Origin of the sequence: Corynebacterium sp. HMSC064E10, from assembly GCF_001812505.1 — a bacterium.
Lineage (GTDB): Bacteria > Actinomycetota > Actinomycetes > Mycobacteriales > Mycobacteriaceae > Corynebacterium > Corynebacterium amycolatum.
Genome location: NZ_KV809173.1, coordinates 519,695 through 545,619 on the forward strand (window position 1 = coordinate 519,695; position 25,925 = coordinate 545,619).

25 protein-coding genes are annotated in these 25,925 nt (G+C 58.2%); 3 read left to right on the forward strand and 22 right to left on the reverse strand.

What is annotated here, in order from left to right:
• Window positions 1-109: 109 nt before the first annotated feature.
• Window positions 110-1,282 carry a serine hydrolase gene (locus HMPREF2860_RS04075; protein WP_070432178.1) on the reverse strand — a complete coding sequence of 391 codons (1,173 nt, stop codon included), beginning with the start codon at window positions 1,280-1,282 and terminating at the stop codon, window positions 110-112.
• Window positions 1,283-1,617: 335 nt separating this feature from the next.
• On the opposite strand from HMPREF2860_RS04075, the gene HMPREF2860_RS04080 reads away from it, so the two are divergent.
• Window positions 1,618-2,013: a TIGR02611 family protein gene (locus HMPREF2860_RS04080; protein ID WP_038628495.1), complete on the forward strand. Its 396-nt coding sequence runs from the start codon at window positions 1,618-1,620 to the stop codon at window positions 2,011-2,013.
• Between the two features lie 35 nt (window positions 2,014-2,048).
• On the opposite strand, the gene HMPREF2860_RS04085 is transcribed toward HMPREF2860_RS04080, so the two are convergent.
• Window positions 2,049-3,098, reverse strand: a complete 1,050-nt coding sequence (locus HMPREF2860_RS04085) for a co-chaperone YbbN (RefSeq protein WP_049181164.1) — start codon at window positions 3,096-3,098, stop codon at window positions 2,049-2,051.
• A gap of 83 nt (window positions 3,099-3,181) precedes the next feature.
• On the reverse strand, window positions 3,182-3,487 hold the full coding sequence (locus HMPREF2860_RS04090; protein ID WP_038628488.1) for a thiamine-binding protein: 306 nt from the start codon (window positions 3,485-3,487) through the stop codon (window positions 3,182-3,184).
• A gap of 31 nt (window positions 3,488-3,518) precedes the next feature.
• On the opposite strand from HMPREF2860_RS04090, the gene mce reads away from it, so the two are divergent.
• Window positions 3,519-3,971, forward strand: coding sequence for a methylmalonyl-CoA epimerase (gene mce, locus HMPREF2860_RS04095; protein WP_005509354.1), 453 nt, complete (start codon window positions 3,519-3,521; stop codon window positions 3,969-3,971).
• Between the two features lie 364 nt (window positions 3,972-4,335).
• On the opposite strand, the gene nucS is transcribed toward mce, so the two are convergent.
• The 16 genes from nucS to rho form a co-directional block, all read right to left on the reverse strand.
• On the reverse strand, window positions 4,336-5,028 hold the full coding sequence (gene nucS, locus HMPREF2860_RS04105; protein WP_038628481.1) for an endonuclease NucS: 693 nt from the start codon (window positions 5,026-5,028) through the stop codon (window positions 4,336-4,338).
• Between the two features lie 77 nt (window positions 5,029-5,105).
• Window positions 5,106-5,609, reverse strand: a complete 504-nt coding sequence (locus HMPREF2860_RS04110; protein WP_038629512.1) for a DUF2550 domain-containing protein — start codon at window positions 5,607-5,609, stop codon at window positions 5,106-5,108.
• 217 nt (window positions 5,610-5,826) lie between these two features.
• Complete coding sequence (locus HMPREF2860_RS04115) at window positions 5,827-6,198, reverse strand: F0F1 ATP synthase subunit epsilon (RefSeq protein WP_038628479.1); 372 nt, start codon at window positions 6,196-6,198, stop codon at window positions 5,827-5,829.
• Between the two features lie 11 nt (window positions 6,199-6,209).
• Window positions 6,210-7,649, reverse strand: coding sequence for a F0F1 ATP synthase subunit beta (gene atpD / locus HMPREF2860_RS04120; protein WP_038628477.1), 1,440 nt, complete (start codon window positions 7,647-7,649; stop codon window positions 6,210-6,212).
• A 2-nt stretch (window positions 7,650-7,651) separates the two neighbouring features.
• Window positions 7,652-8,632, reverse strand: coding sequence for a F0F1 ATP synthase subunit gamma (locus HMPREF2860_RS04125; RefSeq protein ID WP_070628620.1), 981 nt, complete (start codon window positions 8,630-8,632; stop codon window positions 7,652-7,654).
• A 53-nt stretch (window positions 8,633-8,685) separates the two neighbouring features.
• A complete protein-coding gene (gene atpA / locus HMPREF2860_RS04130) occupies window positions 8,686-10,329 on the reverse strand; it encodes a F0F1 ATP synthase subunit alpha (protein WP_038628471.1) in 1,644 nt (547 codons plus the stop codon).
• Window positions 10,330-10,383: 54 nt separating this feature from the next.
• The gene (locus tag HMPREF2860_RS04135; protein ID WP_049180803.1) at window positions 10,384-11,202 is read right to left on the reverse strand and encodes a F0F1 ATP synthase subunit delta; all 819 of its coding nucleotides are present in this window, start codon (window positions 11,200-11,202) and stop codon (window positions 10,384-10,386) included.
• 5 nt (window positions 11,203-11,207) lie between these two features.
• Window positions 11,208-11,771 (reverse strand): F0F1 ATP synthase subunit B, encoded by a 564-nt coding sequence (locus tag HMPREF2860_RS04140; RefSeq protein WP_038628467.1) that lies wholly within the window; start codon window positions 11,769-11,771, stop codon window positions 11,208-11,210.
• Window positions 11,772-11,803: 32 nt separating this feature from the next.
• Window positions 11,804-12,055, reverse strand: coding sequence for an ATP synthase F0 subunit C (locus tag HMPREF2860_RS04145; protein ID WP_016422456.1), 252 nt, complete (start codon window positions 12,053-12,055; stop codon window positions 11,804-11,806).
• Window positions 12,056-12,195: 140 nt separating this feature from the next.
• Window positions 12,196-12,990 carry a F0F1 ATP synthase subunit A gene (gene atpB / locus HMPREF2860_RS04150; RefSeq protein ID WP_016422455.1) on the reverse strand — a complete coding sequence of 265 codons (795 nt, stop codon included), beginning with the start codon at window positions 12,988-12,990 and terminating at the stop codon, window positions 12,196-12,198.
• 390 nt (window positions 12,991-13,380) lie between these two features.
• Window positions 13,381-13,830 carry a Cg1360 family ATP-synthase-associated protein gene (locus HMPREF2860_RS04155; RefSeq protein ID WP_038628464.1) on the reverse strand — a complete coding sequence of 150 codons (450 nt, stop codon included), beginning with the start codon at window positions 13,828-13,830 and terminating at the stop codon, window positions 13,381-13,383.
• Window positions 13,827-15,068 (reverse strand): MraY family glycosyltransferase, encoded by a 1,242-nt coding sequence (locus HMPREF2860_RS04160; RefSeq protein WP_038629508.1) that lies wholly within the window; start codon window positions 15,066-15,068, stop codon window positions 13,827-13,829. Before HMPREF2860_RS04160 ends, HMPREF2860_RS04155 begins: the two co-directional genes overlap by 4 nt.
• 73 nt (window positions 15,069-15,141) lie before the next feature.
• Entirely contained in the window at window positions 15,142-15,798 is a 657-nt protein-coding gene (locus HMPREF2860_RS04165) for an L-threonylcarbamoyladenylate synthase (RefSeq protein ID WP_038628463.1), read from the reverse strand.
• Between the two features lie 37 nt (window positions 15,799-15,835).
• Window positions 15,836-16,780, reverse strand: coding sequence for a peptide chain release factor N(5)-glutamine methyltransferase (gene prmC, locus HMPREF2860_RS04170; RefSeq protein ID WP_038628461.1), 945 nt, complete (start codon window positions 16,778-16,780; stop codon window positions 15,836-15,838).
• Window positions 16,767-17,840 carry a peptide chain release factor 1 gene (gene prfA, locus HMPREF2860_RS04175; RefSeq protein ID WP_049180804.1) on the reverse strand — a complete coding sequence of 358 codons (1,074 nt, stop codon included), beginning with the start codon at window positions 17,838-17,840 and terminating at the stop codon, window positions 16,767-16,769. The genes prmC and prfA overlap by 14 nt, the downstream gene beginning before the upstream one ends.
• A 114-nt stretch (window positions 17,841-17,954) precedes the next feature.
• The gene (gene rho, locus HMPREF2860_RS04180; RefSeq protein ID WP_049180805.1) at window positions 17,955-19,937 is read right to left on the reverse strand and encodes a transcription termination factor Rho; all 1,983 of its coding nucleotides are present in this window, start codon (window positions 19,935-19,937) and stop codon (window positions 17,955-17,957) included.
• A 514-nt stretch (window positions 19,938-20,451) separates the two neighbouring features.
• Between rho and HMPREF2860_RS04185 the strand changes: the two genes are divergently transcribed.
• Window positions 20,452-22,170 (forward strand): long-chain fatty-acid--CoA ligase, encoded by a 1,719-nt coding sequence (locus HMPREF2860_RS04185; protein ID WP_038628455.1) that lies wholly within the window; start codon window positions 20,452-20,454, stop codon window positions 22,168-22,170.
• A gap of 45 nt (window positions 22,171-22,215) precedes the next feature.
• On the opposite strand, the gene thrB is transcribed toward HMPREF2860_RS04185, so the two are convergent.
• The 3 genes from thrB to lysA are packed head-to-tail and all read right to left on the reverse strand — an operon-like array spanning window position 22,216 to window position 25,892.
• On the reverse strand, window positions 22,216-23,142 hold the full coding sequence (gene thrB, locus HMPREF2860_RS04190; protein WP_049180807.1) for a homoserine kinase: 927 nt from the start codon (window positions 23,140-23,142) through the stop codon (window positions 22,216-22,218).
• On the reverse strand, window positions 23,143-24,477 hold the full coding sequence (locus tag HMPREF2860_RS04195) for a homoserine dehydrogenase (RefSeq protein WP_038628451.1): 1,335 nt from the start codon (window positions 24,475-24,477) through the stop codon (window positions 23,143-23,145).
• Window positions 24,474-25,892, reverse strand: coding sequence for a diaminopimelate decarboxylase (gene lysA / locus HMPREF2860_RS04200; protein WP_049180808.1), 1,419 nt, complete (start codon window positions 25,890-25,892; stop codon window positions 24,474-24,476). Before lysA ends, HMPREF2860_RS04195 begins: the two co-directional genes overlap by 4 nt.
• Window positions 25,893-25,925: the final 33 nt, after the last annotated feature.

The following is a 25,925-nucleotide window of genomic DNA, read 5'->3' on the forward strand; positions in this document are numbered from 1 at the left end:
GAAGACAATCGCATAGGAATTGCCCGTGTTGCACGGTTTTCAGTGACCTGAGTTTCGGCCTGAAAACCTGACCCACGGGCAATTTTGTTTTGGGGAGCGTATCCAGGTCCTATCCTCGGAACGGATTGAACCAGTCAGGTTCCAAAGATTCGTTGTAATTCGCAGAATCTGAATCATCGGTGTACGCGGATCCATCCATGCTGTCGGTTCCGATGCGATCCGGAATGCCGTCGCCATCCTCATCCGCGCTCCACGTTGCAGCCTGCTTGGCAGTCAGTGGCTTTCCATCCTTACCAAGGCGATTGTAATCCGGCAGAAGCGGGGCGATTTGGGAACCCAGCTGGCCGAGCAGGCCGTCGGTAAGCTCATTGAGCGGCACCCCATCAAAGCGCGTCGTAATTGCGTAAGCGATAGGTCCGGCCGCGGTGTACAAAATACCGTGGTCATTAACGCCCTCGGCAGTGTCACCGGTCTTCTGTACCGCGGATCCGACGTACATCACAAACTTCTGCGAACCACCGTAGGTGAGGTAGGTCAATGCAGTTTGTGCCGTGTCCTTGGTAATGAAGTTGTGCTTTGAGGTGCCATCGGCCACTTCCTGGAGACGTGCCATGAACAGCGCAGCCTGAGAGGGAGTAAACCAGGACCGATCACCGCTGGGATTGGGGATGTTGAACTTGTTGCCCAGGTGGTAGCGCTTGTCATCAACACCGGCTTCCTTGATGGTTTTATTGACCTCGTCGAAACCACCGACAGCGTCAATCAACCCATTCGCCGCGGTGTTGTCCGAATACCGCATCACGTATTGCAACAGCCCGTCGAGCGTGTATTGACCAGGACCAATCACGCTTCCGCCAACACCGTTGCCCCAATCGACCGTCACCGTCTTGTCTAGCTCATCGCCAAATTTCTTCAGCGCAGTAACCACCAACGGAGCCTTAATGGTCGATGCGGAGTACTCCTTCGTGTCCTCGCCTACCGACGCCGTGAGCCCCTTGTACGGACCGTCAATGACGCGCAAATAGGCGCCCAATTCGATGCCATAGTTGTCGGAGAAATTCTTAGCTGCGGTATCGAGGGCGTCCTGGGCATCAGACCAGGCGACTTCCTCGGAAGCATCCCAACCGTTATCTGGAGCTTTTGGCTTTGCGGCAGCAGTGGTGGCCTTGGCCCCGGTGGCGTTTGAGCCATCGATGGTGCATCCCACCAACAGAGTCGAGGCCGAAAGCGCAACAAGGACCGAGGCGGAAGTAGCGCGAAGGACTTTGGGGCGAAGTCGCATGCAAAACTCCTGGCTGCAGAAAACTGAAGACCAAAGGCACCTAGCGCAGTATGAACTGTCTGAGGTGAATAGGCGGATGAAAGGCAGTGGTAACTGCTGTAAACCACTATGAACTGTTGGAAGATTACCACCTTCCGAAAAATCTCGTTGCACTGGGGCGCAACTTTTGTGCAACAATGGATTAAATATAGACATGATTAAAAATAGTCAATGTCCAACGGTGCACCCAGGCAGTTGAACTGCACATTTGATGTTTGTTGTGTCAACGATGCCTTGTTTTGAGACCGCTGCTAGGAGTACTACACGGCACCGAAAATCGGAGGAAGTGAATCGCAATGGAAGAAAAGGTACATCGCTTGATGGACCGCATGCAGATTCGCCATGCCCATATGCGTAACACCTGGTACGGACCGGTGCTCTCCCCAGTTCTTCTCGTCGCAGGCTTCGCACTGCTCATTGTTGGCATTATCATTTTGCCAACTCCTGCCCCCGGATGGCTCTGCATCTTTGTTGCACTGGGAATTCTCTCGTTGGTCCACCCACCGACACGTCGCCTGAACATCTGGTTGGCAGCAAAATTGGACGCCTTTTACGCCTGGTATGCGCAGCGCCATGTGGCAATGAAAGCAACGCTTTTCCTGTTGCTGATGGCGTTTATGGCCGCTGTAATGGGCAGCGTCTACTACTTCATGGCTCCGGATGCCTGGCCGTACACCGACGCTTCTAGCTAGGAGCCTGCGCTTTCAAGGCTCCTAGTACAGTGCTCCTAGTACAGTGCGCTAGCCATCCTCCGGCGCGCATCCAATGCCACTGGATCCGTGGTATCGAATAGCACAAGCAGCTCTAGTAGACGCGACTTGATGGTCTCACGGTCATCGCCAAACACCTGCGGGAGCAACTTCAACAAACGATCGAGCGCCTTCGCTGGGTCGTCGACAAGCATCGTGACATCCGCGGCATCGAGGGCGAGCGCGACGTCCTTCGGCGCTGCGTCGGCTTTTGCAATTGGATCTGCACTGCGATCAATTTTGGCAGCGCGGGCGAAGAAGGACACATTCGCGTGAGCGCGCTTCAGACCCTGATTTGCGGGCTCGGACTGCAGCATAGCGTCATACAACTCCAACGCCCCGTCGAAATTGCCCTCCTCGAGCAACTCTTCGGCCTGCTCCAAACGCGGGTCATCGGTGGGTACGGGATTGCCGAAGAAGTCAGTCGGCTCGGGAGCCTCCGGCTCGCTGCCCTCCCCAGCCATACGAGTTCCCGCCGGCAACCCCTTGAGACGCCCCCGAGTGGCCTCCATAACCTGCGCCAGCCACTGCTCCAGCCAATCCCTGGTTTTCTCGCCTACAAACATGCCAATGGGACTGCCCATAGCCACAGCCGTGACTGTCGGCACTGCCTGCACACCGAATGCCTGGGCCAGCTGCGGATGCTCCTCAGCATCCGCCCACGCCAGAATCCAGTTCAAATTGGCCTCACGGGCCATGCCTTCTAGCTCAGCCCGAAGACGTAGCGAATCAGCTGCTCCCGCCATGCCGATTAAGACAATTACCGGTACCTGCTCCGAGCGCAGAACGACTTCTGCCTCAAGGGTCTGCGGGGCAATCTCCACCACAGGAGGAAGCCCGTCTCCCTGATCACTGGTTGCCCGCTCGATTTCCTCTCGGTGCTTACGTTCGGCTTCGGCGCGCTGGTGGAGCTGCTCCAAATCAACCGTACCGGGCGGTGGTGGCGGGGTCGAGCACTCGCGGTGACCGTGTGCTCCATGCGAGTGACCATGCGAATGGCCATGTGCGTGACCATGTCCAGCTGGCATCGTAAAAGGGTTCCTCTCCAGTGTCGTCGTAAAGCCTATGTAAAGACCTATGTAGAGCCTACGTGTCCAAGCCGAACAAGAGACTAGTCGGTAGCTTTTAGCGCATCCTCCACCGCATCGACTTTCGCACGCAGCTGCCCGGTGTACCCGTTGCGAATGTCCGCTTTGATGACGAGAGAAGTGCGCGGACTGACACGGCTGACTGCTTCCGTGGCTCGCTTAACCACGTCCATGACCTCATCCCACTCGCCTTCAACAAGGGTGAACATGGCATTAGTTTCGTTGGGCAGGCCAGATTCGCGCACAACACGTACGGCTTCAGCAACGGCCTCAGCCATTCCCTGCTCAGGATCGGAGAAAGTGGGGGCAACAGAAAATGCGACAATCATGGCGCCGATAATAGCGAGTACTCTGGAAACTATGAGTGAGACACAGATTCCCGTTCCCCATAAGTACGTAGTCGCTGTTGATCACGTCGGCGTCGCGGTCCCAGATTTTGATGCCGCTATTGAGTGGTACCGCGCAAACCTGGGGTTCATCAACTACCACGATGAGGTCAATGAAGAGCAGGGCGTCCACGAGGCCATGGTCGGCCCGGCCGACAAGGTTGAAGGTGGCACTCTGGTTCAGATTCTCGCGCCGCTGAATGACCAGTCCACCATTGCAAAGTACCTGGACAAGAAGGGGCCGGGAATCCAGCAGTACGCAGTTCGCGTCACTGATTTGGAGGCTCTGATGGCACATCTGAAGGAGCAGGGCACCCGCGTGCTCTACCCGGAGCCGAAGATTGGCACCGCAGGTTCGCGCATCAACTTCATCCACCCGAAGGATGCCGGTGGCGTCCTGCTGGAGCTCGTTGAGCCGGCAAAGTAAATCTATCCCCAGCGGCGCGTGATAGTGCGGTGAGCTCTGTTGCGCCAGCAGTTAGTGTGCCAATGGCGCCGGTCATCGGCGCCGGCACCATAATCCTGTGGCCATGCCACAATGTGAGAGGTCCCAGGCATGATTTCCTGGTCGCACCCCGGACAGCGATAAATCTTATTGGACTGGCCAGCGCTGATGTTACGCACCGCAAAGTCCACGTCCTGCCAACCGGCAGGCCCGGATTCAGTGCGAGTGTTTTGAAAAGAACTGCCAAATGCGGGCAGGCTGCCGCGATTCTGGCCTTGGTTATTACGCCTGCCGCGTTGATTACCCCGTTGATTGCCGCGCCGCTTGTGGTTTCGCCTAGGCATGACTAAAACAACCGCAATTCGTTGGACTCCAGGCCACGCAGCGCGTCGTAATCCACGGTCACACAGCGAATACCACGGTCCTCTGCCAGAGTCTTGGCCTGTGGCTTAATCTCCTGGGCAGCAAAAATCCCCTCTACCGGTGCCAGCAGCTCATCGCGGTTCAGCATCTCCAAGTAACGGGTTAGCTGCTCGACACCATCGATACCACCCCGACGCTTAACCTCCACTGCTACAGTGGCTCCGTTTTCATCGCGGCCAAGCAGATCCACCGGCCCAATCGCGGTTGGGTATTCGCGCCGAATCAGGGTGTAGCCCTCGCCAAAAGTTGTGAACTGATCTGCAAGCAGCTCCTGTAGATGCGCTTCTACACCATCCTTCTCCAGGCCGGGATCCTCTCCCAGCTCGTAGGTGCTATCAGCTAACACCTTGCCGATAGTGATACGAAGCTGCTCGCCCTTCTTGTTCTCAACGACCCAAAGCTTTTCACCAGTGTCCTCACCCGACTCGTCGAGAATATCCTTCTCCGTCAGCGTGCACGGCGGTGTCATCCAGTTCAGGGGCTTATATGCACGGTCGTCGGCATGCACAGAGACAGACCCATCAGCTTTCACCAACAGCAAGCGCGGAGCATGAGGCAGATGGGCATTCAAGCGACCGACATAGTCGACGGTGCATTCAGCAATCACAAGGCGCATTCCCCTACCCTAACGTGACTGCCGCGCGGGAGAAAACAATACCCACTAGAGGCTTCGCAATAACCTGCCGTCGCAGCCTAATACTGGCTTCCCCGGCCGCGGTTATAAGCCGAACGAAAACGTCGCTCAATATCTGTAGGAAACTCACGAGTCTGGCGTGACGACGGCTTCGACTCCACCCACGCCACCAGCGCGGTGTCCGAGGACGAGTCCACGGCAAACTCCCATTCGGTATTTTTCCCCGATTTAATCCTGACTACCCGAAGCCCGGGCGCGAAAAAACCCGCCTCGATGTCAGTCGGATTTCGGCGATCCACAATAGTGACATCGTGACGGGCAAATTCGGCATCACAGCCAGGACGCAGCGAACGTAGCTTGTACATCTTCAACGTCGACTCTGAATAAACCATGACTCCATGGCGCCAGTGACTGCCATCACCGGCAGGAAGACGACGAGCGATAACAGGGGTACCTTTTGCATGCAGGCTAGCAAAACGCCACAGGGCAAGCGCCCCGCCGACGATTAACATCGCACCGATAATCATGAGCATCATTGACATCATGGTTACGCTTGAAAACACTATCTGCCAGCCTCGCATCCGGGTGAATAGACGACGAACCTTGGTCCAAAAGCGCATTAGAGGCTTTTTACAAACCCTACCCGATTGTTGCACTGACATGAAAAATAACTAAGAAAAACGGGGCGGGGAGCTTGCAAGATTTCTCTTGCGAGCTCCCCGCCCCGTTTAAAGAAGCAGGAAGAATACGGTCGTGCGACCGGATGTTCAGGCGAACAGACTACTTGGTGGAAGCGCGACGAGCCGCGCGAACCTCCGACTCAGCCTGTGCCTTTACTGCAGGGTCATCCGAAGTCAGGTTGGACTCGGCCTCGGAGAGGTTAACCTCGTCAGCCCAGATTGCCTTATCCGCGAGGATCGAAACCTTCGAGGTAGACACGGAAATGAACCCACCCTGTACCGAAGCGACAAGAACCTTGCCGTCTGCGGTCTTGATGGTCACCGTACCGTTGTTGACCAGCTGGCCAAGCAACGGCTGGTGTCCGGGCAGCACGCCGATCTCACCCTCGGTGGTCTGAGCAGAGACCAAAGTGGCCTTACCCTTCCAGAGCGGTCGCTCAACAGCAACCAGTTCAGCGGTGATTTCAGCCATGAGGATGCCCCTTACTTCTTCTGCATTTCAGCGTACTTCTTCTCGACATCGTCGAGGCCACCCAGGCCGTCGAAGGCCATCTCCGGGTAATTGTCGAAGTCACCCTTGCAGATGCGGTCGAAGGCAACAATGGTGTCCTTCAGCGGGACGTACGAACCAGGCAGACCCGTGAACTTCTCAGCAACGAAGAAGTTCTGACCCAAGAATCGCTGGATACGACGTGCACGCTGCACGGTCACCTTGTCCTCCTCAGACAGCTCGTCCATACCGAGGATGGCGATGATGTCCTGGAGTTCCTTGTTCTTCTGCAGGATGTTAATAACCTGCTGGGCAACGCGGTAGTGCTCCTCGCCGACGATCGACGGCTCGAGGATACGAGAAGTCGAAGTCAGCGGGTTCACTGCCGGGTAAATACCCTTCGATGCAATTGAGCGGTCGAGCTCGGTGGTTGCATCGAGGTGGGCGAAGGTCGTTGCCGGAGCCGGGTCGGTGTAGTCATCGGCAGGCACGTAGACGGCCTGCAGAGAGGTAATCGAACGGCCCTTGGTGGACGTAATGCGCTCCTGCAGAACACCCATCTCGTCAGCCAGGGTCGGCTGGTAGCCCACGGCGGAAGGCATACGACCCAGCAGGGTCGAAACCTCAGAACCGGCCTGGGTGAAACGGAAGATGTTGTCAATGAAGAGCAGCACGTCCTGGTGCTGAACATCGCGGAAGTACTCTGCCATGGTCAGACCCGACAGCGCGACGCGCATACGGACTCCCGGAGGCTCGTCCATCTGGCCGAAGACGAGGGCGGTATCCTGGAGAACGCCCATCTCTTCCATTTCCAGGAAGAGGTCGGTGCCCTCACGGGTACGCTCACCAACACCGGCGAAGACCGAAGTACCGGAGAACTCGCGTGCAATACGCGTAATCATCTCCTGGATCAGAACGGTCTTACCGACACCGGCACCGCCGAACAGACCAATCTTGCCGCCCTTAACGTACGGGGTCAGCAGGTCGATGACCTTAATACCGGTTTCGAGAATCTCGGTCTTACCCTCGAGCTGGTCGAAGGCCGGCGGCTCACGGTGGATGCCCCACTGCTCACCATCGCGACCCAGGCCCGGCTCGTCCAGGCAGTCGCCCATTGCGTTAAAGACGTGACCCTTGACGACGTCACCAACCGGAACCGAAATCGGCTTACCGGTGTCCTTGACCTCTGCACCGCGGACCAGGCCGTCGGTCGGAGCCATAGCAATGGTACGAACCATGTTGTCACCGAGGTGCTGTGCAGTCTCGAGGACAATGGTCTTGGCGACCGAAGGAAGGGAAACTTCCACGGTCAGCGCGTTGTAAAGTGCCGGCAGTTCGTTACGCGGGAACTCCACGTCGACGACGGCACCGATGACACGCACAACACGGCCCACAGCCGTGGTGGTGTTCTGCTCACTTAGAGCTGTGCTCATATCTAGTCACTTTCTCCGCTGTCGTCGAGCGCACCGGCGCCACCGACGATTTCTGTGATTTCCTGGGTAATCTGTGCCTGACGTGCCTGGTTAGCAACACGCGAGAGGTCCTTGACCAGCTCGGTAGCGTTGTCCGTCGCAGACTTCATAGCGTTACGACGGGCAGCGGACTCAGAGGCAGCGGCCTCGAGCATCACTGCGAACAGGGCGCGGGACACGTACTGCGGCAGAAGCTCTGCCAACAGGGTGTCTGCATCAGGCTCGAATTCATAGTCCGGCTTGAGGTCATCTGATCCATCGGACAGCATGTCCTCGCCCTGAGCAATCTCGACATCCTCGTACACAGGCTCAATCGGGAGCATCTGGTGTGCACGCGGAATCTGAGAAAGCATGGACACGAATTCCGTGTAAACAACGTGGACCTGGTCAAAGCCCTGAACGGCCTCGCCGTTGGTGCCACGCAGGCCTTCGCGGTACTTGGCAGTGCCCTCGGCCGTAGCGTTGAAACCATCAATGAGGTGACGACGCACGTCGTGGGTTGCGGCGTAGTCCGGATCCTGGGAGAAGCCCTCCCACGTACCGGCGAGCTCGACACCACGGAAGTCGTAGTAGTCGGTGCCCTTACGGCCAGTCACGTAGAGAACGACCTCATGCCCTTGCTCTTCCAGAGCGGTACGCAGCTCTGCAGCTTTCTTCAGGACGTTGTGGTTGTAGCCGCCACACATGCCGCGGTCACTGGTGACAACCAGGACTGCAACACGCTGGTTACCCTCACGCTCTACGAGCATCGGGTGATCCAACGACGAAGCCGATGCGAGACGTCCGATGACTTTCTCGATTTCGTCGGCGTACGGCTGGGAGTCTGCCACGCGACGCTGCGCCTTGGTGATGCGCGAGGTTGCGATAAGCTCCTGGGCCTTGGTGATCTTCTTGGTCGAGTTCACCGACTTGATTCGGGCTCGAAGTTCACGAAGATTCGCCATGTCCTATTCCCTCCCTTCAATTGCGAAAACGGTCATTGAATAGCTCAACCTGCCTAGTTCTGGGCAGTCTTGCGGGAGACCGTAATCTGCTGCTTCTTGAGCTCGTCCTCGTCGAGTGCCTCGACCGGGGCCTCGGAAGCCAGCGGTGCGCCCTCAGAAGTCTGGAAGGACTTCTTGAAGTTAGCGGTAGCGGACTTCAGAGCCGCCTTGGACTCGTCAGAGAAGGCAACGCCGCCGTCAATCTGCTCGAAGACTGCAGGCTGAGTGTCCTGCAGGTGCTCAAGCAGCTCGGCCTCGAAGCGACGGACATCCTCAACCGGGACATCGTCGAATTCGCCCTCACCAGCGAGGTAGATGGAGGTCATCTGGTACTCGACCGGCTGCGGGTGGTTTTCCTTCTGCTTCAGCAGCTCAACCAGACGCTGACCGCGCTCCAGCTGACGCTTGGAGGCATCGTCCAGGTCGGAAGCGAACATTGCGAATGCTTCCAGGTCGCGGTAGGACGCGAGGTCCAGACGCAGGTTACCGGAAACCTTCTTCATGCCCTTGGTCTGTGCGGCACCACCAACACGGGAAACCGACACACCGACGTTAATAGCCGGGCGGACACCCTGGTTGAACAGGTCGGACTCGAGGAAGACCTGGCCGTCGGTAATGGAAATGACGTTGGTCGGAATGAAGGCCGACACGTCGTTTGCCTTGGTCTCGATGATCGGCAGTGCGGTCAGCGAGCCTGCACCCATGTCGTCGGAGAGCTTCGCAGCACGCTCCAGCAGACGGGAGTGGAGGTAGAAGACGTCACCCGGGTAAGCTTCGCGTCCCGGCGGGCGACGCAGCAGCAGCGAGATGGCACGGTAGGCCTCTGCCTGCTTAGTCAAATCATCGTAGATGACCAGGACGTGCTTGCCCTGGTACATCCAGTGCTGACCCAGTGCGGCGCCTGCGAATGGTGCAAGCCACTTGAAGCCTGCGGCATCCGACGCCGGGGCAGCAACGATGGTGGTGTACTCGAGTGCGCCCTGCTCCTCGAGGGTCTGACGCACACCAGCAATAGTGGAGCCCTTCTGACCGATAGCAACGTAGATGCATCGCACCTGCTTGCTCGGGTCACCGGACTCCCAGTTAGCCTTCTGGTTCAAAATGGTGTCCAGGCAGACCGCGGTCTTACCGGTCTTACGGTCACCAATGATCAGCTGACGCTGACCACGACCAATTGGGGTCATTGCGTCGATGGCCTTAATACCAGTAGCCATCGGCTCTTCAACCGGCTGACGCTGCAGCACGGTCGGTGCCTGCAGCTCGAGGACGCGGTCCTCTTCAGCCTCAATGTCGCCCAGGCCGTCAATCGGCTGGCCCAGGGGGTTAATTACGCGACCGAGGAACTTGTCCCCGACCGGAATCGAAAGGACGTCACCCGTCCGCTTTACCTCGTCACCCTCTTTAAGCGACTCGAAGTTACCCAGCACCACAACGCCGACCTTGTCGGTGTCGAGGTTCTGAGCGACGCCAATAACGCCGCCCGGGAACTCCAGAAGCTCATTCGTCATGACCGACGGCATTCCCGAAACCTGGGCGATACCATCAGCTGCACTGATAACAACGCCAACCTCCTCGCGGGAGGCCTCCGGGGAGTAGCTCGAGGTGTAGTTCGCAATCGCGCTACGGATCTCGTCGGAGGAGATCGTCAGCTCCGCCATGTTCTTCCTGCTCTCGGTAATATTCTTCCAGTGATTAATCGTCTAAACCATCCGTCAGCCGAGGCCGACGCGCAGCTTCTCAAGCTTTGTTGAAAGGCTACCGTCGATGACCTCGTCGCCAACCCGGATGACCAGTCCACCGAGAATCGACTTATCGATCACGGTGTGGATGGACATCGCCTTGCCGTAGACTCGGCCGAGCTTGTCCGCCAGTGCTCGCTCTTGCTCGTCAGAGACGGCCGTGGCACTGGTCACGCGAGCGACGACGTGGTTCCGCAGGCCGGCGGCTAGCCGGGACAGGGAGTCAATGTCGTCCGCGGGGCGCTTGGATGGGCGACCAACAGCCTGCAGTGCCAGGGTCTCGGTCACGGAAGTGACCTTGCCGTACAGCACAGAGGCGAGGAGCCCACGCTTGGCTTCGGGGGTTGCGGCCTTGTCGGCCAGCAGCTGTTCAAGCTGCGACTGCTCAGCCAGGATGTGTCCCAGTTGGAACAGCTCAGACTCAACAGTCTCAAGCTGTCCCTGGCCTTCGGCAGAGCGAAGGAGGGCGCGACGGCCCAGCTCTACCAAACCCTCACGCATTTCACGCGGGGTGGACCATACCTGCGCGGCAGCATCCACGACGAGGTTAAGAGTCGTCTCAGATACCTTGCCCGCGAACAGGCTCCGGACAAGGCCGGAACGCTGTTCCGCAGTCGCCGAGGTGTCGGCGACAGCGACACGCAGGCCGCGGTCGGAGTCCAGGACCTCGACGATGTCGAAAAGCTCGGAACCAGTCTGAGCAGCCTGAGTAACAGCAACATTGTCGCCACCGATAGCGGCGTCCAGTCGCTGGCTAAGGGCTGCCAGGGATTCGCGGCTTGCTGCGTGCATGTCGCCTACTTTCCGGCCGGGGCCACGGTGTCAAGGTTGGACAAGAAGTTATCAATCGTCGACGAGTTACGAACGTCGTCGGAGAGCTGCTCGCCCAGAAGGCGCTCAGCCAGATTGATGGAGTTCTGGCCCATTTCCTTGCGCAGCTCTGCGACTACCTGCTCACGCTGGGCAGCGAGCTGCTTTTCACCGGACTCGATGATTCGTGCGCTCTCGTCATTGGCCTTGGTCGTAGCGTCTGCAATGATGCGCTGGCCCTGTGCACGGGCTTCGTCGCGAATCTTTGCTGCTTCAGTACGGGCCTCTGCGAGCTGACTGTTGTACTTTTCCAGAGCGGCCTTCGCCTCGGCCTGTGCAGCCTCAGCGCGCTCAATGCCGCCCTCAATCCGGTCCTCCCGCTCGGTCAGGACCTCCTGGAACTTCGGAAGAACGAGCTTCCAGAAGAGAACCAGGATAACTACCAGCGGGACAACGGACCAGACGATGTCATAGGTCTTTGGCAGCAACGGGTCAACGGACTCTCCCATCGGGAGGTCACCCGCCGCTAGCAAAAAGGTGAAATCTGTCATGGTTTACGTGTTCTCCGCTTGAAGGTCCGGACTTAGAAAACGAAGCCTGCGACCAGGCCGATCAGGGCGAGAGCCTCAGTGAAGGCGATACCCAGGAACATGGTGGTACGCAGCTGGCCGGCCATCTCAGGCTGGCGTGCCATACCCTCAACGGTCTTGCCGGCGACGATACCGATACCGAGGCCCGGGCCCAGGGTGGACAGACCGTAACCGATGGTCTTCAGGCCAGCGTTGGTGTCGACAGCCTGGACAGCGTCCTGGGCGGAGAGGATGACGTCGTTCATTATGAACCGTTCCCTTTCTTAAAGGATGGCCCCGGATTAAAGATTGTTCTAAGTAGGCCCGGGGCTTTGTGGGTCAAGTGGGTCTTGCTATTAAATTGGCGAGGCCTTGTTGCCGAATGTGCGGCCTCATTAGTTATGGGTTAGTGCTCGTCTGCGTGCAGCGACAGTTCGATGTAGACGGCGCTCAGCAGGGCAAAGATGTATGCCTGCAGGAAAATCACCAGCATCTCGAACAGCGTGAATGCTACCGCAGCGACAAGGGTCAACCCGGACAGGGCGGTCCAACCATTCAGCTGCCAGAAGAAGAAGTTCGTGGCACCGAAAAGCAGGACTAGAACCATGTGGCCCGCCAGCATGTTGGCCATCAGACGGATGGTCAGCGTAACTGGGCGGAGAACGAAGTTGGAGAAAATCTCGATCGGCACCACGATGAGGTGGAGTACCGGTGGCAAGTTCGGAATAACAACTGCCGACTTCACAAACTTGAAGAAGCCCATCTTCTTCGAGCCTGCGTAAATGAAGGCAACGTATGCGAACAGGGCCAGAACCAGTGGCATACCGATTCGGGCGTTCGGCGAAATATTGAGGCCAGGAATAATAGCCGCAATATTCATCGAGATAACAAGGAAGAAGATGGTGGCCAGAACCGGAAGGAAACGACGCCCCTCCTTCTTACCCAGAATCTCCTCCGCGATGTGGATGCGGACGAAGTCCAGCATCAACTCCGCAACGTTCTGCAGACCAGTCGGCACGAGCTTCGGACGACGCATTGCGACGACGAAGAACACGGCGACGATCACGGCCATCAAAAGACGAACAATCATCAGACGATCCATGGCGTACCAGTCGCCACTGCCACCTAAGATGAAGTCGCCAAATTGTTCACCCGGGAAATACTCCTCCTGCAAGTTGGGTGAGTGAAACTCACCCCGCATCTCGGCAAGTGTTGTAACGCTCAGCGTTCTCTCCCGTGATTGGGCCGCTAGAACTATTGTCAAGCGGTGCGAAGGACGTCATTTAACGTGTCGCGCCGCGGATTCCATTCGCTCATCAGCACGGCGCTCACGGGGACCGTACCTGTGGAAATGATAGTTATTTCGATACAGGCCGTCTTACCCGAAACTCAGGATAACAGTTCTGACTCATTTTCCCCACCCGGTACACCCCCGTGTTTCCGACCCCGAAACCAACAAAGAGGCCGACACCCTCTGTGGGTTTCGGCCTCTATTTGTGGCATCTTCTGCACAAACTCGGCAATCTGCTTATTACCTGCGGTTTTAGAAGCGCATTACAGCCTCTCAGCAGGTCAACAAGTTATTAACGAGCTATTCGTCCTTCATTGGTTGCACATAAGTGAGGTTAGATTGCGACATTCCCCACACTTCTGCGCCAAGCGTCACCATCAGCGTAAGTACAACAGTGACGAAGAAAGTCATGTTGTCATAAAACTCAAGATTTCTAATAACGACCAAGACGCCAATTAGCACCACAATCTTCAACAGCCAGCCCCCCAGCACAACAGCGAGCGTGACAGACGGGGAAGTTCGAGCAGTAAAGAGGATGCCTAGAACGGTAAGCAATACGAAGGTTCCGCTAATGCCCGCGCCAAGGAGTACGCCCCACACGCCGGGCATACCGTTTTTTCCACCCCAGACCAGCAGCGAAAGCACGGTAATCACAGCGAGCGCAATTGCGCCCGAGCGAGCAGCAGCCAGCAGCGGTCGCCGCGAATCGTCGTATTTAGACTCGGGCTCCGGAGTTGTTTTTTCAGTCACGGTCGAAGATTGTACCTTCTGCGTCCACGTCGACGTCCCATAACCTGCCGGCCCCCACTTCCCCGTCTTGGACGCGCTCCGCTTGAACGGTCGTCGGCAAGCGCATTGCGACGGCGGAGGGTGAAGATAACCGCAACAATGAGCAGGAACCCAAAGGTGAGAGCAACGAATTCGAAGGGGAAAACGGTGGTGGCAACGGCGGCGTACGCGACGACCGACACCCATAGGTAGAGCACCAATACCACGCGGCGGTGACTGTGTCCCATCGACAGTAGTCGGTGGTGAATATGCATTTTGTCCGGCGAGAAGGGTGACTTGCCCTGGCTAACGCGGCGAACAACAGCCAGCAGCAAGTCGAGCATTGGCACACTAATTGCGGCGATGACGACCACAATCGGTGAGATCAGGGCGATGACGTCGGCAGTGCCGTACATGGAGGGCGCGATGCGTCCCGACGCCGACACCGATGCCGCTGCGAGAAGCAGGCCAATCATCATGGCGCCGGAATCACCCATAAAAATGCGTGCCGGCTCGAAGTTGTGCGGCAAGAAGCCCAGGCAAGCGCCAAGGAGACACGCGGAAATCATCGCGGGTGGATAGGCAGAGACGGTGCCGCCTTGGTCGTGGAGCATGACCATCGAATAGACAAGGATTGCCGCCGCGGCAATCATACCGAGTCCCGCCGCGAGACCATCGATGCCGTCTACAAAGTTGAAGGCGTTAATCAGCGCCACAGTAAAGAGAACAGTCAAGACTGTGGACATGATTGGGTCGAGAATAAGCGTGGCACCACCACTAAATGGGATATAGAGCAAATACCAGTTGACACCCATAAATGACATCAAAAGTGCCGCCGCAACCTGCCCTATAAGTTTAGTGATGGCATCTAGGTCAAAGAGATCATCCCAAATACCGACAATCAGCAATAGCGACGCAGCCGCCACAACTGCCCTCATATCTGGAGTCATGGGCGGAAAACCACGGGTGAGAGCCGGCATCACCGAGGCAAGGGCGATAGCTGCGACCACCCCGGAGTACATCGCCACGCCTCCGAGCCTGGGCTTCGGAATATCGTGGACATCGCGCGTGCGGGGCGCATCCAACCAGCCCGAGCGAACCAGCACATAACGCACTACTCCAGTGAGCAAATAACTGACAGCAGCGGAAACTAAAACGAGCATGGCGAGCTCTCGGATGGGCACACCTGCCCCACCCGACTGGGCTGCCAATAAGCTCATGTCCGCCACTAGGTACTACTCACCCACACAATCGCTGCAGATACTAAACAGGAAAGACTTTAGGTAGCCAAGATTACTGCCCCAGCAGTCGCTCGGGTGTCGTACTCAAAACCTCGGCAACCGCCGCAGCCGACACAGCGCCTTCGCGCAGAATTCTCGGCACCGGAGTCGAGATATCGACAATCGTCGATGGGGTGCCAATCGTGGCTTCGCCGCCGTCGACGTAGACAGCCGCTTCCCCACCGAGCATCTGCTTGGCACGCACGGCATTGGTGGCCGGTGCCTGGCCGGAGATGTTCGCGCTGGATACCGCCATCGGACCGGTTCGGCGCAGAATCTCGATGGCGATTGGGTGCAGCGGCATGCGCAGCATGACCGTACCCGCGGTATCACCAAGGTTCCACGGCAAGCTCGGCGCCTGGTTCACAACCAGCGAAAGGCCACCCGGCCAGAAAGCCTCCACCAGCGTGCGAGCAGCTGGTGAGTATTCGCGGACGAGTCCCTCAATCGTGCTCCAGGAACCCACCAGCACCGGCACCGGCATATCTGGGCCGCGGTGTTTAGCACGCAGCAAGGAGGCAACGGCCTGGTTATCAAAGGCATCGCAGCCAAGGCCGTAGACGGTATCGGTAGGCATTACGACCAGCCGTCCTGCCTTCACAGCATCTACTGCTGCTGCAATTGCGCGTTCGCGGTTTTCATCTGTGCTGCAGTCCATAATCCTGCTCATCAGATTTTTGCTCCTGCTTCAAAGTTTGCTTTTAAGATCAATTCTTGCGTCCCACCGTAAAACGATCACGGCCTGCAAAGTCACGGCGGACCTCTACATCAGCGTAATCCCAGGTTTCCTTCAGCAGTGAACTGACGTCACTGCCCGAAGAGTCATCGTGCTCAATGCCGATGACTCCACCCGGCCGCACCAGCGCATCCACTAGGTTAATCATAGGTCGAATGACATCTAGCCCATCGTCGCCGCCAAAGACCGCAGAGTGCGGATCAGCTCTCACCTCGGGGTCAACCTCCGTGTCTTCGGGCACATATGGAGGGTTGGACACAACAATGTCGGTCTCGCCTACCCAATCTGCGAGCTCACCGCCATCATCAATCAGCTGAACATCCGTGACATCGCCAGAAACTAGGTGCACACGCCCATTGCCATACGTCTCGATGTTCTTCGCAGCCCACGCCCGTGCCCGCTCAGAGAGCTCTACAGCCACCACGTCCGCTTCGGGTACGGCGTCGGCAATCGCCAACGCCAGCGCCCCAGATCCGGTACACAGGTCAACGATTTTCGGCTTGACGACGCCACTTGCGACCAGTTCACGGGCTCGATCGATTGCCCACTGCGCAAGCAGTTCCGTCTCTGGCCGGGGCACAAAAACACCGGGCCCAACCTGTAGTTCCAGGCTCATCATCGGCGCTGTACCGATGATGTGCTGCAGTGGCTCACGAGCCACTCTGCGGGCCAGCATCTCTGCCAAATGCTTGCGACCGGCCTCATCGGTGTACGGTTCGTCTCCACGGAAGATAATGTCTGCCGGTCCCGCATTGACTGCGGCTGCAAATAGCGCCCGTGCGTCGGCATCCGGAGAAGCCAGCGCCGCGTCGTTAAGCGTGCGACGCGCATAGCGAAACAGCTCGCCGAGAGTACGGACGGAATCCGGTAACGTCGGCGAGCTATTTTCTGCGGGCGTGGGACTACTCGGCTTCAAGACGCTCAGCGCGCTCCGCGTCGTGGAGGGCCTTGAGCAGGTCATCCATGTCGCCGCCCAGCACCGAGTCCAGGTTATGAGCCTTGTAACCGATGCGATGATCGGACACGCGGTTCTCCGGGAAGTTATAAGTGCGGATGCGCTCGGAGCGATCCATGTTGCGCACCTGAGACTTACGCTGGTCAGAGGCGGCCTCGGCGATCTCCTCCTCCTTCATCTGCTGCAGTCGAGCAGCAAGGACCTGCATAGCGCGGGCCTTGTTCTGAATCTGAGAGCGTTCCTTCTGACAGGTAACAACCAAACCAGTCGGCAGGTGCGTCAGACGAACCGCGGAGTCCGTGGTGTTAACACCCTGACCGCCCTTACCGGAGGAGCGGTAGACGTCGACACGCAGATCCTTCTCATCAATCTGGATGTCTTCGACCTCGTCGGGCTCCGGGTAAACCAGAACACCAGCGGCGGACGTCTGAATACGGCCCTGCGATTCGGTGACCGGAACGCGCTGCACGCGGTGGACGCCACCTTCAAACTTGAACACGCTCCACGCACCGTCGCGGGACGGAGTCTTAGCTCGGATGGACATAGTCATGTCCTTCACACCGCCGAGATCAGACTCGGACAGGCCGAGGATCTCGGTGGTAAAGCCGTGCTTTTCGGCATAGCGCTGGTACATGCGAGCGAGCTCACCTGCGAAGAGCGCTGCCTCCTCACCGCCGGCACCGGACTTGAGCTCCATCACGATGTCATCGCTGTCGTGCGGATCGCGCGGAGCCAGCAGGTCAGCGAGCTTCTCCTCGAGCTCCTCTGCCTCGGCAGCGAGACGCTCAGCCTCAGCTGCAAACTCGGAGTCCTCGTAAGCCATCTCGCGCGCTGCCTCCAGGTCATCCTGGACTTCAGTCAACTTCTTGTGAGTCTGAATGACCGGCTGCAACTCATTGAAGCGCTTGCCGACCTTACGGGCAGCCTTCGGGTCGTTGTGCAGTTCGGGGTCAGCCAGCTGAGCCTCGAGCCCGTGATACTCGGAGAGGATGTCGTCAACTGCGGAAGCCTGATTAGCCATTGAATATTCCTTCAGATTGTGATGGGTGAAATGCTGGTTGGTGCTGTGGTTTCGGACGGGGTGGCGCTGTCGCACCGCTGGCACTGTGGCACCGCCCCTTGTGGCTAACCCCAGCTAAAGCATGTCGTCCACATCAACGTCGGCGGCCATTGGTGCAGAAGAAGCCACCTGCATCAGGAATTCCTTGTTATTTCGGGTCTTCTTCAGCTGCTTAATCAGCAGGTCGATAGCAGCCTGCGACTCCAGCGCGGAGAGGATGCGACGCAGCTTGTGCATAATGCGTGCCTCCTCGGTGCTGAGCAGCAGCTCATCCTTACGAGTACCCGACGGGTTGACATCCACTGCCGGGAACACGCGGCGCTCGGAGATTTTACGGTCGAGCTTCAGCTCAGCGTTACCGGTGCCCTTGAACTCCTCAAAGATAACGGTGTCACCTGCGGAACCGGTCTCTACCATCGCGGTGGCGATGATGGTGAGGCTGCCACCTTCTTCGATGTTTCGAGCAGCACCCAAGAAGCGCTTCGGTGGGTACAGAGCGTTGGAGTCCACACCACCGGAGAGGATTCGTCCCGATGCCGGCGAAGAGTTGTTGTACGCACGTCCAAGGCGGGTAATGGAGTCCAGCAGTACGACGACGTCCTGCCCCTGTTCCACCAGACGCTTTGCGCGCTCGATAGCCAACTCGGCCACTGCTGTGTGATCTGACGGCGGGCGATCGAAGGTGGAGGCAATGACCTCGCCACGGACACTACGCTGCATGTCGGTGACTTCCTCCGGGCGCTCGTCGACAAGCACGACCATCATGTAGCACTCGGGATTGTTAGTCGCGATAGCGTTCGCGATGTTCTGCAGGATCGTGGTCTTACCGGCCTTCGGCGGCGAAACGATGAGCGCACGCTGCCCCTTACCAATCGGCATAATCAGGTCGATGACGCGAGTGGTGAGAATCTTCTGCTCGGTCTCCAGACGCAGGCGACGGTTCGGGTACAGCGGGGTGAGCTTAGCGAAGTTCGGGCGCTGCTTTGCCTGCTCCAGATCGAGGCCGTTTATGGTTTCGACCTTGACCAGTGGGTTGTACTTGCGACGATTACGGCCGTTGCCATGAGTGACCTGGCCTGAGCCATTCTCGCGCGGCATGCGGACCTGCCCCGTGACGGCATCGCCCTTGCGCAGGCCGTACTTACGAACCATTTGCGCGGAGACCAGCACATCGTTAGAGCCCGGCAGGTAGCCGGACGTGCGCACGAATGCGGTCTTGTTATCTAGCACATCGACGATGCCAGCCACCGGCTGGAGAACGTCATCCTCACGGATCTCGTCCTGACCACCGTGTCCCCCACCGTTGTTATCGCGTCCGCGACGGTCGCGGCGATTGCGACGGTTGCGGCGGTTACGGTTGCCACGACCTTCATCGTCATGGTTGTTGCGATCGTTATTTCGATTGTTGTTGCGGCCACGACGGTTGTTGCGGTTGCCACGACCGTCATCGTCGTTGTCTCGATCGTGGTTGTTGCGATCGTTGCGGTCGTTGCGATCACCGCGTTCATTACGATCATTACGATCATTGCGGTTGTCCTTACGATCACCGCGATCACCGCGATCATTACGATTGTCGTTACGCTCACCGCGGTCGTTGCCGTTATCGGAATCGTCGCGGCTATCGTTACTGCGATCGTCCTGATTCTCCTGGTCGCGCTGACGAGCACGGTTACGACGATTTCGACGCTGCTGAGAGCGGGACATCTCCTCGCGACCATCCGCGTTGGCGTCGTCACGCTTGTCGTTGCCCTTGTCGCTCTTGTCGGCGCTCTTGCTGGAATCCCTGTCCGCGCTTTCCGACGGCGATTCCTTGGCATCCTTCACCTTGGAACCGGTATCCGCAGCCCCAGCCGCAGCCTTCTTCGCGCGGGATTTCCGAGCAGGCGCGGAACCAGCAGCCGGGGCACCATTCTTGATGGCCTCAATCAGCTCATGCTTGCGCATGGCGGAGATGCCGCGAATGCCCTTGCTGGAAGCGATTTCACGCAGTTCTGCCATTCGGAGGGCCGCAAGATTCTCTGGGCCGCCTGCCGTGGCAGTGGTGTCCGTATCGGTCACGGATGTCCTTTCATCGACCTTCCCTGCAGTCACTCTCTACAGGGGCTATGTCATTGACACTTTTTCGTTCTTACTGCCCGCCACCGCGTGTGCTCCGTCGTCGAACCTTTACCACGGGCGGAAAAATATCCGCAGCTGGCGGGAAATTATCGAAAAAGCCAGGCAAAAGGCCTCGACGTTGAAACTAAACCGAGGCATCTTGCCTACATTATTTCCGCATCTCAAACCCGAGCGTCCAGGTCGAAGATAGTTAGGAAATTTTAGGTCCACAGCACCGCAAGACTATGTAGTCGCACTACTGATTTATGTGTTTTCAATGTCACGTTGCGCCATCGCGTTGTGTGAGCAACAGCGAAGGTCAACGGCATGCGGAGTACATGAAGAAGTACGTATCTAACCGCGTATTGAAAACGACCTATTGCCCAAGGATAGTCACCAAATAGTCAGGTAGCAACACTAGTTCTCACCTGCGTTTCGCTAGGTCGCGCGGCTGCGAGTCGGTACTGTAGAGCTTATGCGCAGTACGATGCCTCATATTCCTCTCAATATCGCTCAGATTGTGGAATACGGTCGCACCATTCACGGTCGGACTCCGGTGACCTCCTGGAACAGTGACGGACCCGAGACCACCACTTTTGCCGCCATCGCCGCGCGCGCAAGTGCGCTGGCACATGCACTTCGAGATGAGCTCGGTATCGACGGCGACCAACGCATCGCTACCCTGATGTACAACTGCGCAGAACACTTCGAGGTCTTCCTCGGCGTTGCCTCTATGGGCGCAGTATTCCAGCCGCTGAACAAGCAGCTCATGCCGGATCAGATTGTGCACATTATCAATCACGCCGATGACCAGGTCATTATCGCGGACCAGACCGAGATTGAACTGCTCGCCGAAGTTCTTCCGCACTGCCCGTGCGTCCGCGCTGTCATCATTATCGGTATCGGAGATCTGTCCGACGTGGCCGAGCACCTGCCAGATGGCATCCCGTGGTACTCCTACGAATCACTCATCGACGGACGCCCTAGCCGCTTCGACTGGCCTGAGCTCGACGAAAACTCCGGCGCAGCCATGTGCTACTCGACGGGTACCGAGGGCGCACCTAAAGGTGTCGTCTACAGCCACCGCTCGCTGTACTTGCACAGCCTGAATATGCGCACCACTGACTCCTTTTCAATTTCGCACGGAAACCCGTGGCTGTGCTGTGTGCCCATTTATCACGTCCTGTCCTGGGGCGTGCCGCTGGCCTCCTTCATGTGCGGGGCATCGCTGATTTTCCCCGGCGCGGACCTCTCCGCGCCACGTCTGGCAGAAATCATCGAATCCTCAATGCCACGCGTAGCTCAGGGTGTGCCGACGCTGTGGATTAACCTCATGGCGCACTACCTCAGCAATCCTCCGAAGCGCATGAGTCTGCAGGAGATTTTCTCGGGCGGGTCCCCTGTTCCACCTGCGCTGATTCGACTATGGGAAGAGCGTTACGGTGTCGACGTCATCCACTTCTGGGGCATGACCGAGACTTCGCCTATCGGTACCGTGGCACGCCCTCCATACGGAGCCTCCGGTGAGGCCCGCGAACGCTACCGTGTCAGCCAAGGGCGTTTCCCGGACATCATGCAGTTCCGCATTGTTGATGACAACGACCGCGTGCTCGACCTGCATGACCGCAACCAGGGGGAGCTGCAGGTGCGCGGCAACACGGTCACCGGAGGCTACTACAGCTCTCCGGAGGCTCAAGCTGGAGGCACCGCTCACTTCTTCCGCGGTGCGGAGGTCGACGAGGCTAGCGAACAGTTCACCGAGGACGGCTGGCTACGCACTGGCGATGTCGGCTCGATTACTCACGACGGCTACCTGACTATTCATGACCGTGCTCGCGATGTCATTCGCTCTGGTGGCGAGTGGATCTACTCTGCCCAGCTGGAGAACTTCGTAATGGAAAGCCCACAGGTACTCGAGTGCGCGATTATCGGCATGCCAGATAAAAAGTGGGGTGAGCGCCCGCTGGCAATTACGGTGCTGATGCCGGAAGTTGAACCGAGCAAAGAGACCGCGGAAATGCTCCGCGATGAGCTGCGGCCAAAGCTGCCGAAGTGGATGCTGCCGGAATACTGGGCCTTCGTGGACTCAATCGATAAGACCTCAGTGGGCAAGTTCGACAAGAAAGACCTGCGCTCGCACTTGAGCGCAGGCCAGTACAGCATCGTGAAACTGAAAGGGCCGGGCGAAAAGTAGGTGGCAGGCTAAGCCACCGGCTCGGCAGCTGTCCGCAGTAACGGCTTAGCCGTCGACCACGACCTTAACCGGCTCGCCGATTCCCAGCTCCATGACCTTGATGCCAGCCTCGCGGGCATCGTCCAAGATCTTCTCATCCACTGCAGTAGTTCCCAGAACCATACAGGTCGGGCCAGCGCCCGAGAGGAATGCCGCGTAGCCACGGTTGCGCAGGCGGTTGACCCACTCTGCGGTCACCGGCAGCACGTCGGAGCGGTACGGCTGGTGCAGGCGATCTCGCGTTCCCTCCCACAGCAGTTCCGGGTGGGACTGCAGCGCTGCGGTCATAACCGCAGTACGGGAGACATTGAAACGAGCGTCGACATGCGAAACATCGCTCGGCAGCACCTGACGGACCGCATTCGTGGAGGCGTGAAATGCCGGTACGAGTGCAGTCGCCTGAATGGATTTATGCACCGGAATGCTCACTGCTCGGTACTGAGGTGCAGTGCGACCATCGACAGGCTTGTCAGTCCAGCTGACCACTGCTCCGCCGCGGACGGATGCGCCAGCGTTATCCGGGTGGCCCTCGAAGACCGAGGATTCCTGGATTACCTGGTCGTCGGTAAGCGGGAAGCCGGCCAGACCGTTAGCTGCAGCGACACCAGCGACGGCGGCTGCTGCGGAAGAGCCCAGGCCGCGCGACTGCGGAATGGTGTTATGGCAAATAACCTTCAGCCCCGGTGCCTCGACACCTGCGGCGCGAAGGCCCGCACGAATCGCGCGCACTACCAGATTAGACTCGTTGCGCGGCAGGTCGACTTCGCCCTCACCGTGAATCTCAACGACGACACCCGATTCGATGACCTCGACCTCGACAATGTCGTAGAGCGCGACGGCCAACCCCAGGGTGTCGAAGCCCGGGCCCAAGTTCGCTGACGAACCTGCAACCGTGACAGTGACCTTCTGCCCCGGGAAAAGCTCCTGTGCCATTTAGATATCCATTCCTTCGATACGAATGACGTTGTTGACGGCCAGAACCGCGTCGTTGGCGCGCAATTCGTCGACCGTTGCTTCCAAATCCTTCTCCAGCGCCTTGTGAGTCACGATGACCAGGCGAGCACCGTTGGCGCCCTCTTCCTGGCGGACGGTGCGCAGGGAGATGTTGTGATCAGAGAAGGTGCGAGCGACATCGGCAAGTACTCCGACTCGATCGTCGACGTGCAGGTCGATGTGGTAGCGGGTGCGAACGTCACCGAAGTCGAGAATCGGCAGGTTAGCGTAGGTGGAATCCCCCGGTGCGCGACCACCGTGGACAATGTTGCGAGCGGCGGCAACAAGGTCACCGAGCACTGCGGAGGCTGTCGGGTTACCACCGGCGCCGTTGCCGTAGAACATCAGGCGACCAGCGGCCTCGGCCTCAATGAATACAGCGTTGAAAGACTCACGCACAGTTGCCAGCGGGTGACGACGTGGAATCAGCGCTGGGTACACGCGGGCGGAAATGGACTCCTTGCCATTCTCGTCCGTGACCCGCTCACAGGTAGCCAGCAGCTTAATGGTGCAGTCTGCGCTCTTGGCGGCTGCGATGTCATCAGCGGTGATCTCGGTAATGCCCTCGCAGTGAACGTCATCAGCAGTCACGCGGGTGTGGAATGCCAGGCTGGCCAGAATAGCTGCCTTGGAAGCGGCATCGTGGCCCTCGACGTCTGCAGTCGGGTCGGCCTCGGCATAACCCAGGCGGGTGGCCTCTGCCAGCATCTCGTCGTAGTCCGCACCGGTGGAGTCCATCGCATCAAGGATGAAGTTAGTGGTGCCGTTGACAATGCCCATGACCGTATTGACAGTGTCACCGGCCAGCGAACGGCGCAGCGGCCCGACGACCGGAATAGCTGCAGCCACAGCAGCCTCAAAGAAAAGGTCGACGCCTGAGGAATCGGCAGCCTCAGAGAGCTCCTCGCCGTGAGCTGCGACAAGTGCCTTATTGGCCGTCACGACCGACTTGCCCGCACGCAGTGCCTCCAGCACAACGCGACGTGGGTAATCAATGCCACCGATGACCTCGACTACCAGGTCAACGCCATCGCGCTGGACCAGCGAAAAAGCATCGTCGGTAAGAAGATCCTGATCCACATTCGGACGCGGCTTGGTCTTGTCGCTCACAGCAATACCAACGACCTCGACCGGGCCGCCGATGCGGCGCTCGAAGTCCTCAGCCTTCTCGTTGAGCAGGCGGTAAACCTCAGTACCGACTGTGCCAAGACCTAAAATAGCGACACCAACTTTGTGGCCCTCGCCCTTTCCAGGATTATTCGTTGCGGCAGTCATCGTGGCGTTTCACACTCCAGGCTTAGTAAGTCTTGTACGGTTTCTCGTCTTAATATTTGGGTCACTTGACCATCGCATACCGACACTACTGGTGGTCGCGTCAGCATGTTGTAGCGGCTGGCCATTGCGTAACAGTATGCCCCAGTAGCAGCCAGCGCGAACAGATCACCCTCAACAATGTCGTCCGGGTAGTTCGCGTCATTAATCAGAATGTCTCCCGATTCACAGTGCTTTCCGACGACACGGGTGGGAATCCTGGAACCTGATACTTCGCGATTAACGACGCGACCATCATAGTTCGAGCCGTAAAGCGCCGGACGAATATTGTCGCTCATTCCACCATCGACCGATACATAACGACGGGTCATGCCTTCATCGATGGTCACATCCTTCAAAGTGCCCACTTCGTACACCGTGACCATGGACGGGCCAACGATGGCACGACCCGGTTCAACAGCCACTGTCGGAGTTTCAATGCCGATACGCTGCGCAAGCTTGTCCACAGCAGTGAGGATCTCGTCGGCAAGCGGAGCAACGTCAAGGGGCTGCTCGCCTGCGGTGTATGCAATACCGAAACCGCCACCGAGGTCAAGGGTGTTGAAGTGTTTCGAGATTTCAGTGCCGTGGCGTTCGACGAGCTTTTCCACCAGCGAGAACACGCGCTCGGCCGCGAGAATGAAACCGTCGGAATCGACAATCTGGGAGCCGATGTGACAGTGCAGACCAATCAGGCGCAGATTGTCGTCCTCTTCTACGAGGTTGGCAGCTTCCAGCGCTGAACCGGACGCGAGGGAAAAGCCGAACTTCTGATCCTCGTGCGCGGTAGCGATGAACTCATGGGTGTGTGCTTCCACACCGGGCTTCACGCGGACGAGCACGTCCTGCACCACGCCTGCTTCAGCCGCCACCTGGGACAGGCGACGCAGCTCCGAACGGGAGTCAAGCACAATTTTGCCGACGCCAGCTGAGATAGCATCGCGCAGCTCTGCGGTGGACTTGTTATTGCCGTGGAAGGTCATGTCCTTGGCTGGGAAGCCCGCAGCAAGAGCGATAGCCATCTCGTTGCCCGAGGCGACATCGAGATGCAGCCCCTCCTCCATTACCCAGCGGGCAATGGTCTTCGACAGAAAAGCCTTGGACGCGTAGTGGACATTCTCCGCGCCGCGGAAGGCCTTGGCCATCGAGCGGCAGCGGGAGCGGAAGTCCTGCTCATCGACGACAAAAACCGGAGTGCCAAATTCTTTGGCAATGTCGATCAGGCTCACTCCGCCAATTTCCACTGAGCCGGGATTCTCTTCGTCATTACCCCGACGACGGGCGGTAGTTGGCCAGACATGCGCTGGTAGTTCATTAAATTGAGTGGAATCGGGCCGGGTGTAGCCACCCAGCTCGAAACCATTGCCGTCGATAGGCACGAAACAGCTCTCTTTCTCCGTTACCCGGGCGGA

Bases quoted from the DNA above. Each gene is read 5' to 3' on its own strand.
- prfA (WP_049180804.1), bottom strand. From the start codon at position 17,840: ATGGCTAATCAGGCTTCCGCAGTTGACGACATCCTCTCCGAGTATCAC.
- HMPREF2860_RS04135 (WP_049180803.1), bottom strand. From the start codon at position 11,202: ATGCACGCAGCAAGCCGCGAATCCCTGGCAGCCCTTAGCCAGCGACTG.
- atpB (WP_016422455.1), bottom strand. From the start codon at position 12,990: ATGCGGGGTGAGTTTCACTCACCCAACTTGCAGGAGGAGTATTTCCCG.
- HMPREF2860_RS04075 (WP_070432178.1), bottom strand. From the start codon at position 1,282: ATGCGACTTCGCCCCAAAGTCCTTCGCGCTACTTCCGCCTCGGTCCTT.
- thrB (WP_049180807.1), bottom strand. From the start codon at position 23,142: ATGGCACAGGAGCTTTTCCCGGGGCAGAAGGTCACTGTCACGGTTGCA.
- HMPREF2860_RS04195 (WP_038628451.1), bottom strand. From the start codon at position 24,477: ATGACTGCCGCAACGAATAATCCTGGAAAGGGCGAGGGCCACAAAGTT.
- HMPREF2860_RS04185 (WP_038628455.1), top strand. From the start codon at position 20,452: ATGCGCAGTACGATGCCTCATATTCCTCTCAATATCGCTCAGATTGTG.
- HMPREF2860_RS04115 (WP_038628479.1), bottom strand. From the start codon at position 6,198: ATGGCTGAAATCACCGCTGAACTGGTTGCTGTTGAGCGACCGCTCTGG.
- atpD (WP_038628477.1), bottom strand. From the start codon at position 7,649: ATGAGCACAGCTCTAAGTGAGCAGAACACCACCACGGCTGTGGGCCGT.
- HMPREF2860_RS04090 (WP_038628488.1), bottom strand. From the start codon at position 3,487: ATGATTGTCGCATTTTCTGTTGCCCCCACTTTCTCCGATCCTGAGCAG.
- HMPREF2860_RS04085 (WP_049181164.1), bottom strand. From the start codon at position 3,098: ATGCCAGCTGGACATGGTCACGCACATGGCCATTCGCATGGTCACTCG.
- atpA (WP_038628471.1), bottom strand. From the start codon at position 10,329: ATGGCGGAGCTGACGATCTCCTCCGACGAGATCCGTAGCGCGATTGCG.
- HMPREF2860_RS04080 (WP_038628495.1), top strand. From the start codon at position 1,618: ATGGAAGAAAAGGTACATCGCTTGATGGACCGCATGCAGATTCGCCAT.
- mce (WP_005509354.1), top strand. From the start codon at position 3,519: ATGAGTGAGACACAGATTCCCGTTCCCCATAAGTACGTAGTCGCTGTT.
- HMPREF2860_RS04125 (WP_070628620.1), bottom strand. From the start codon at position 8,632: ATGGCGAATCTTCGTGAACTTCGAGCCCGAATCAAGTCGGTGAACTCG.
- HMPREF2860_RS04165 (WP_038628463.1), bottom strand. From the start codon at position 15,798: ATGAGCAGGATTATGGACTGCAGCACAGATGAAAACCGCGAACGCGCA.
- HMPREF2860_RS04140 (WP_038628467.1), bottom strand. From the start codon at position 11,771: ATGACAGATTTCACCTTTTTGCTAGCGGCGGGTGACCTCCCGATGGGA.
- HMPREF2860_RS04145 (WP_016422456.1), bottom strand. From the start codon at position 12,055: ATGAACGACGTCATCCTCTCCGCCCAGGACGCTGTCCAGGCTGTCGAC.
- nucS (WP_038628481.1), bottom strand. From the start codon at position 5,028: ATGCGCCTTGTGATTGCTGAATGCACCGTCGACTATGTCGGTCGCTTG.
- HMPREF2860_RS04160 (WP_038629508.1), bottom strand. From the start codon at position 15,068: ATGAGCTTATTGGCAGCCCAGTCGGGTGGGGCAGGTGTGCCCATCCGA.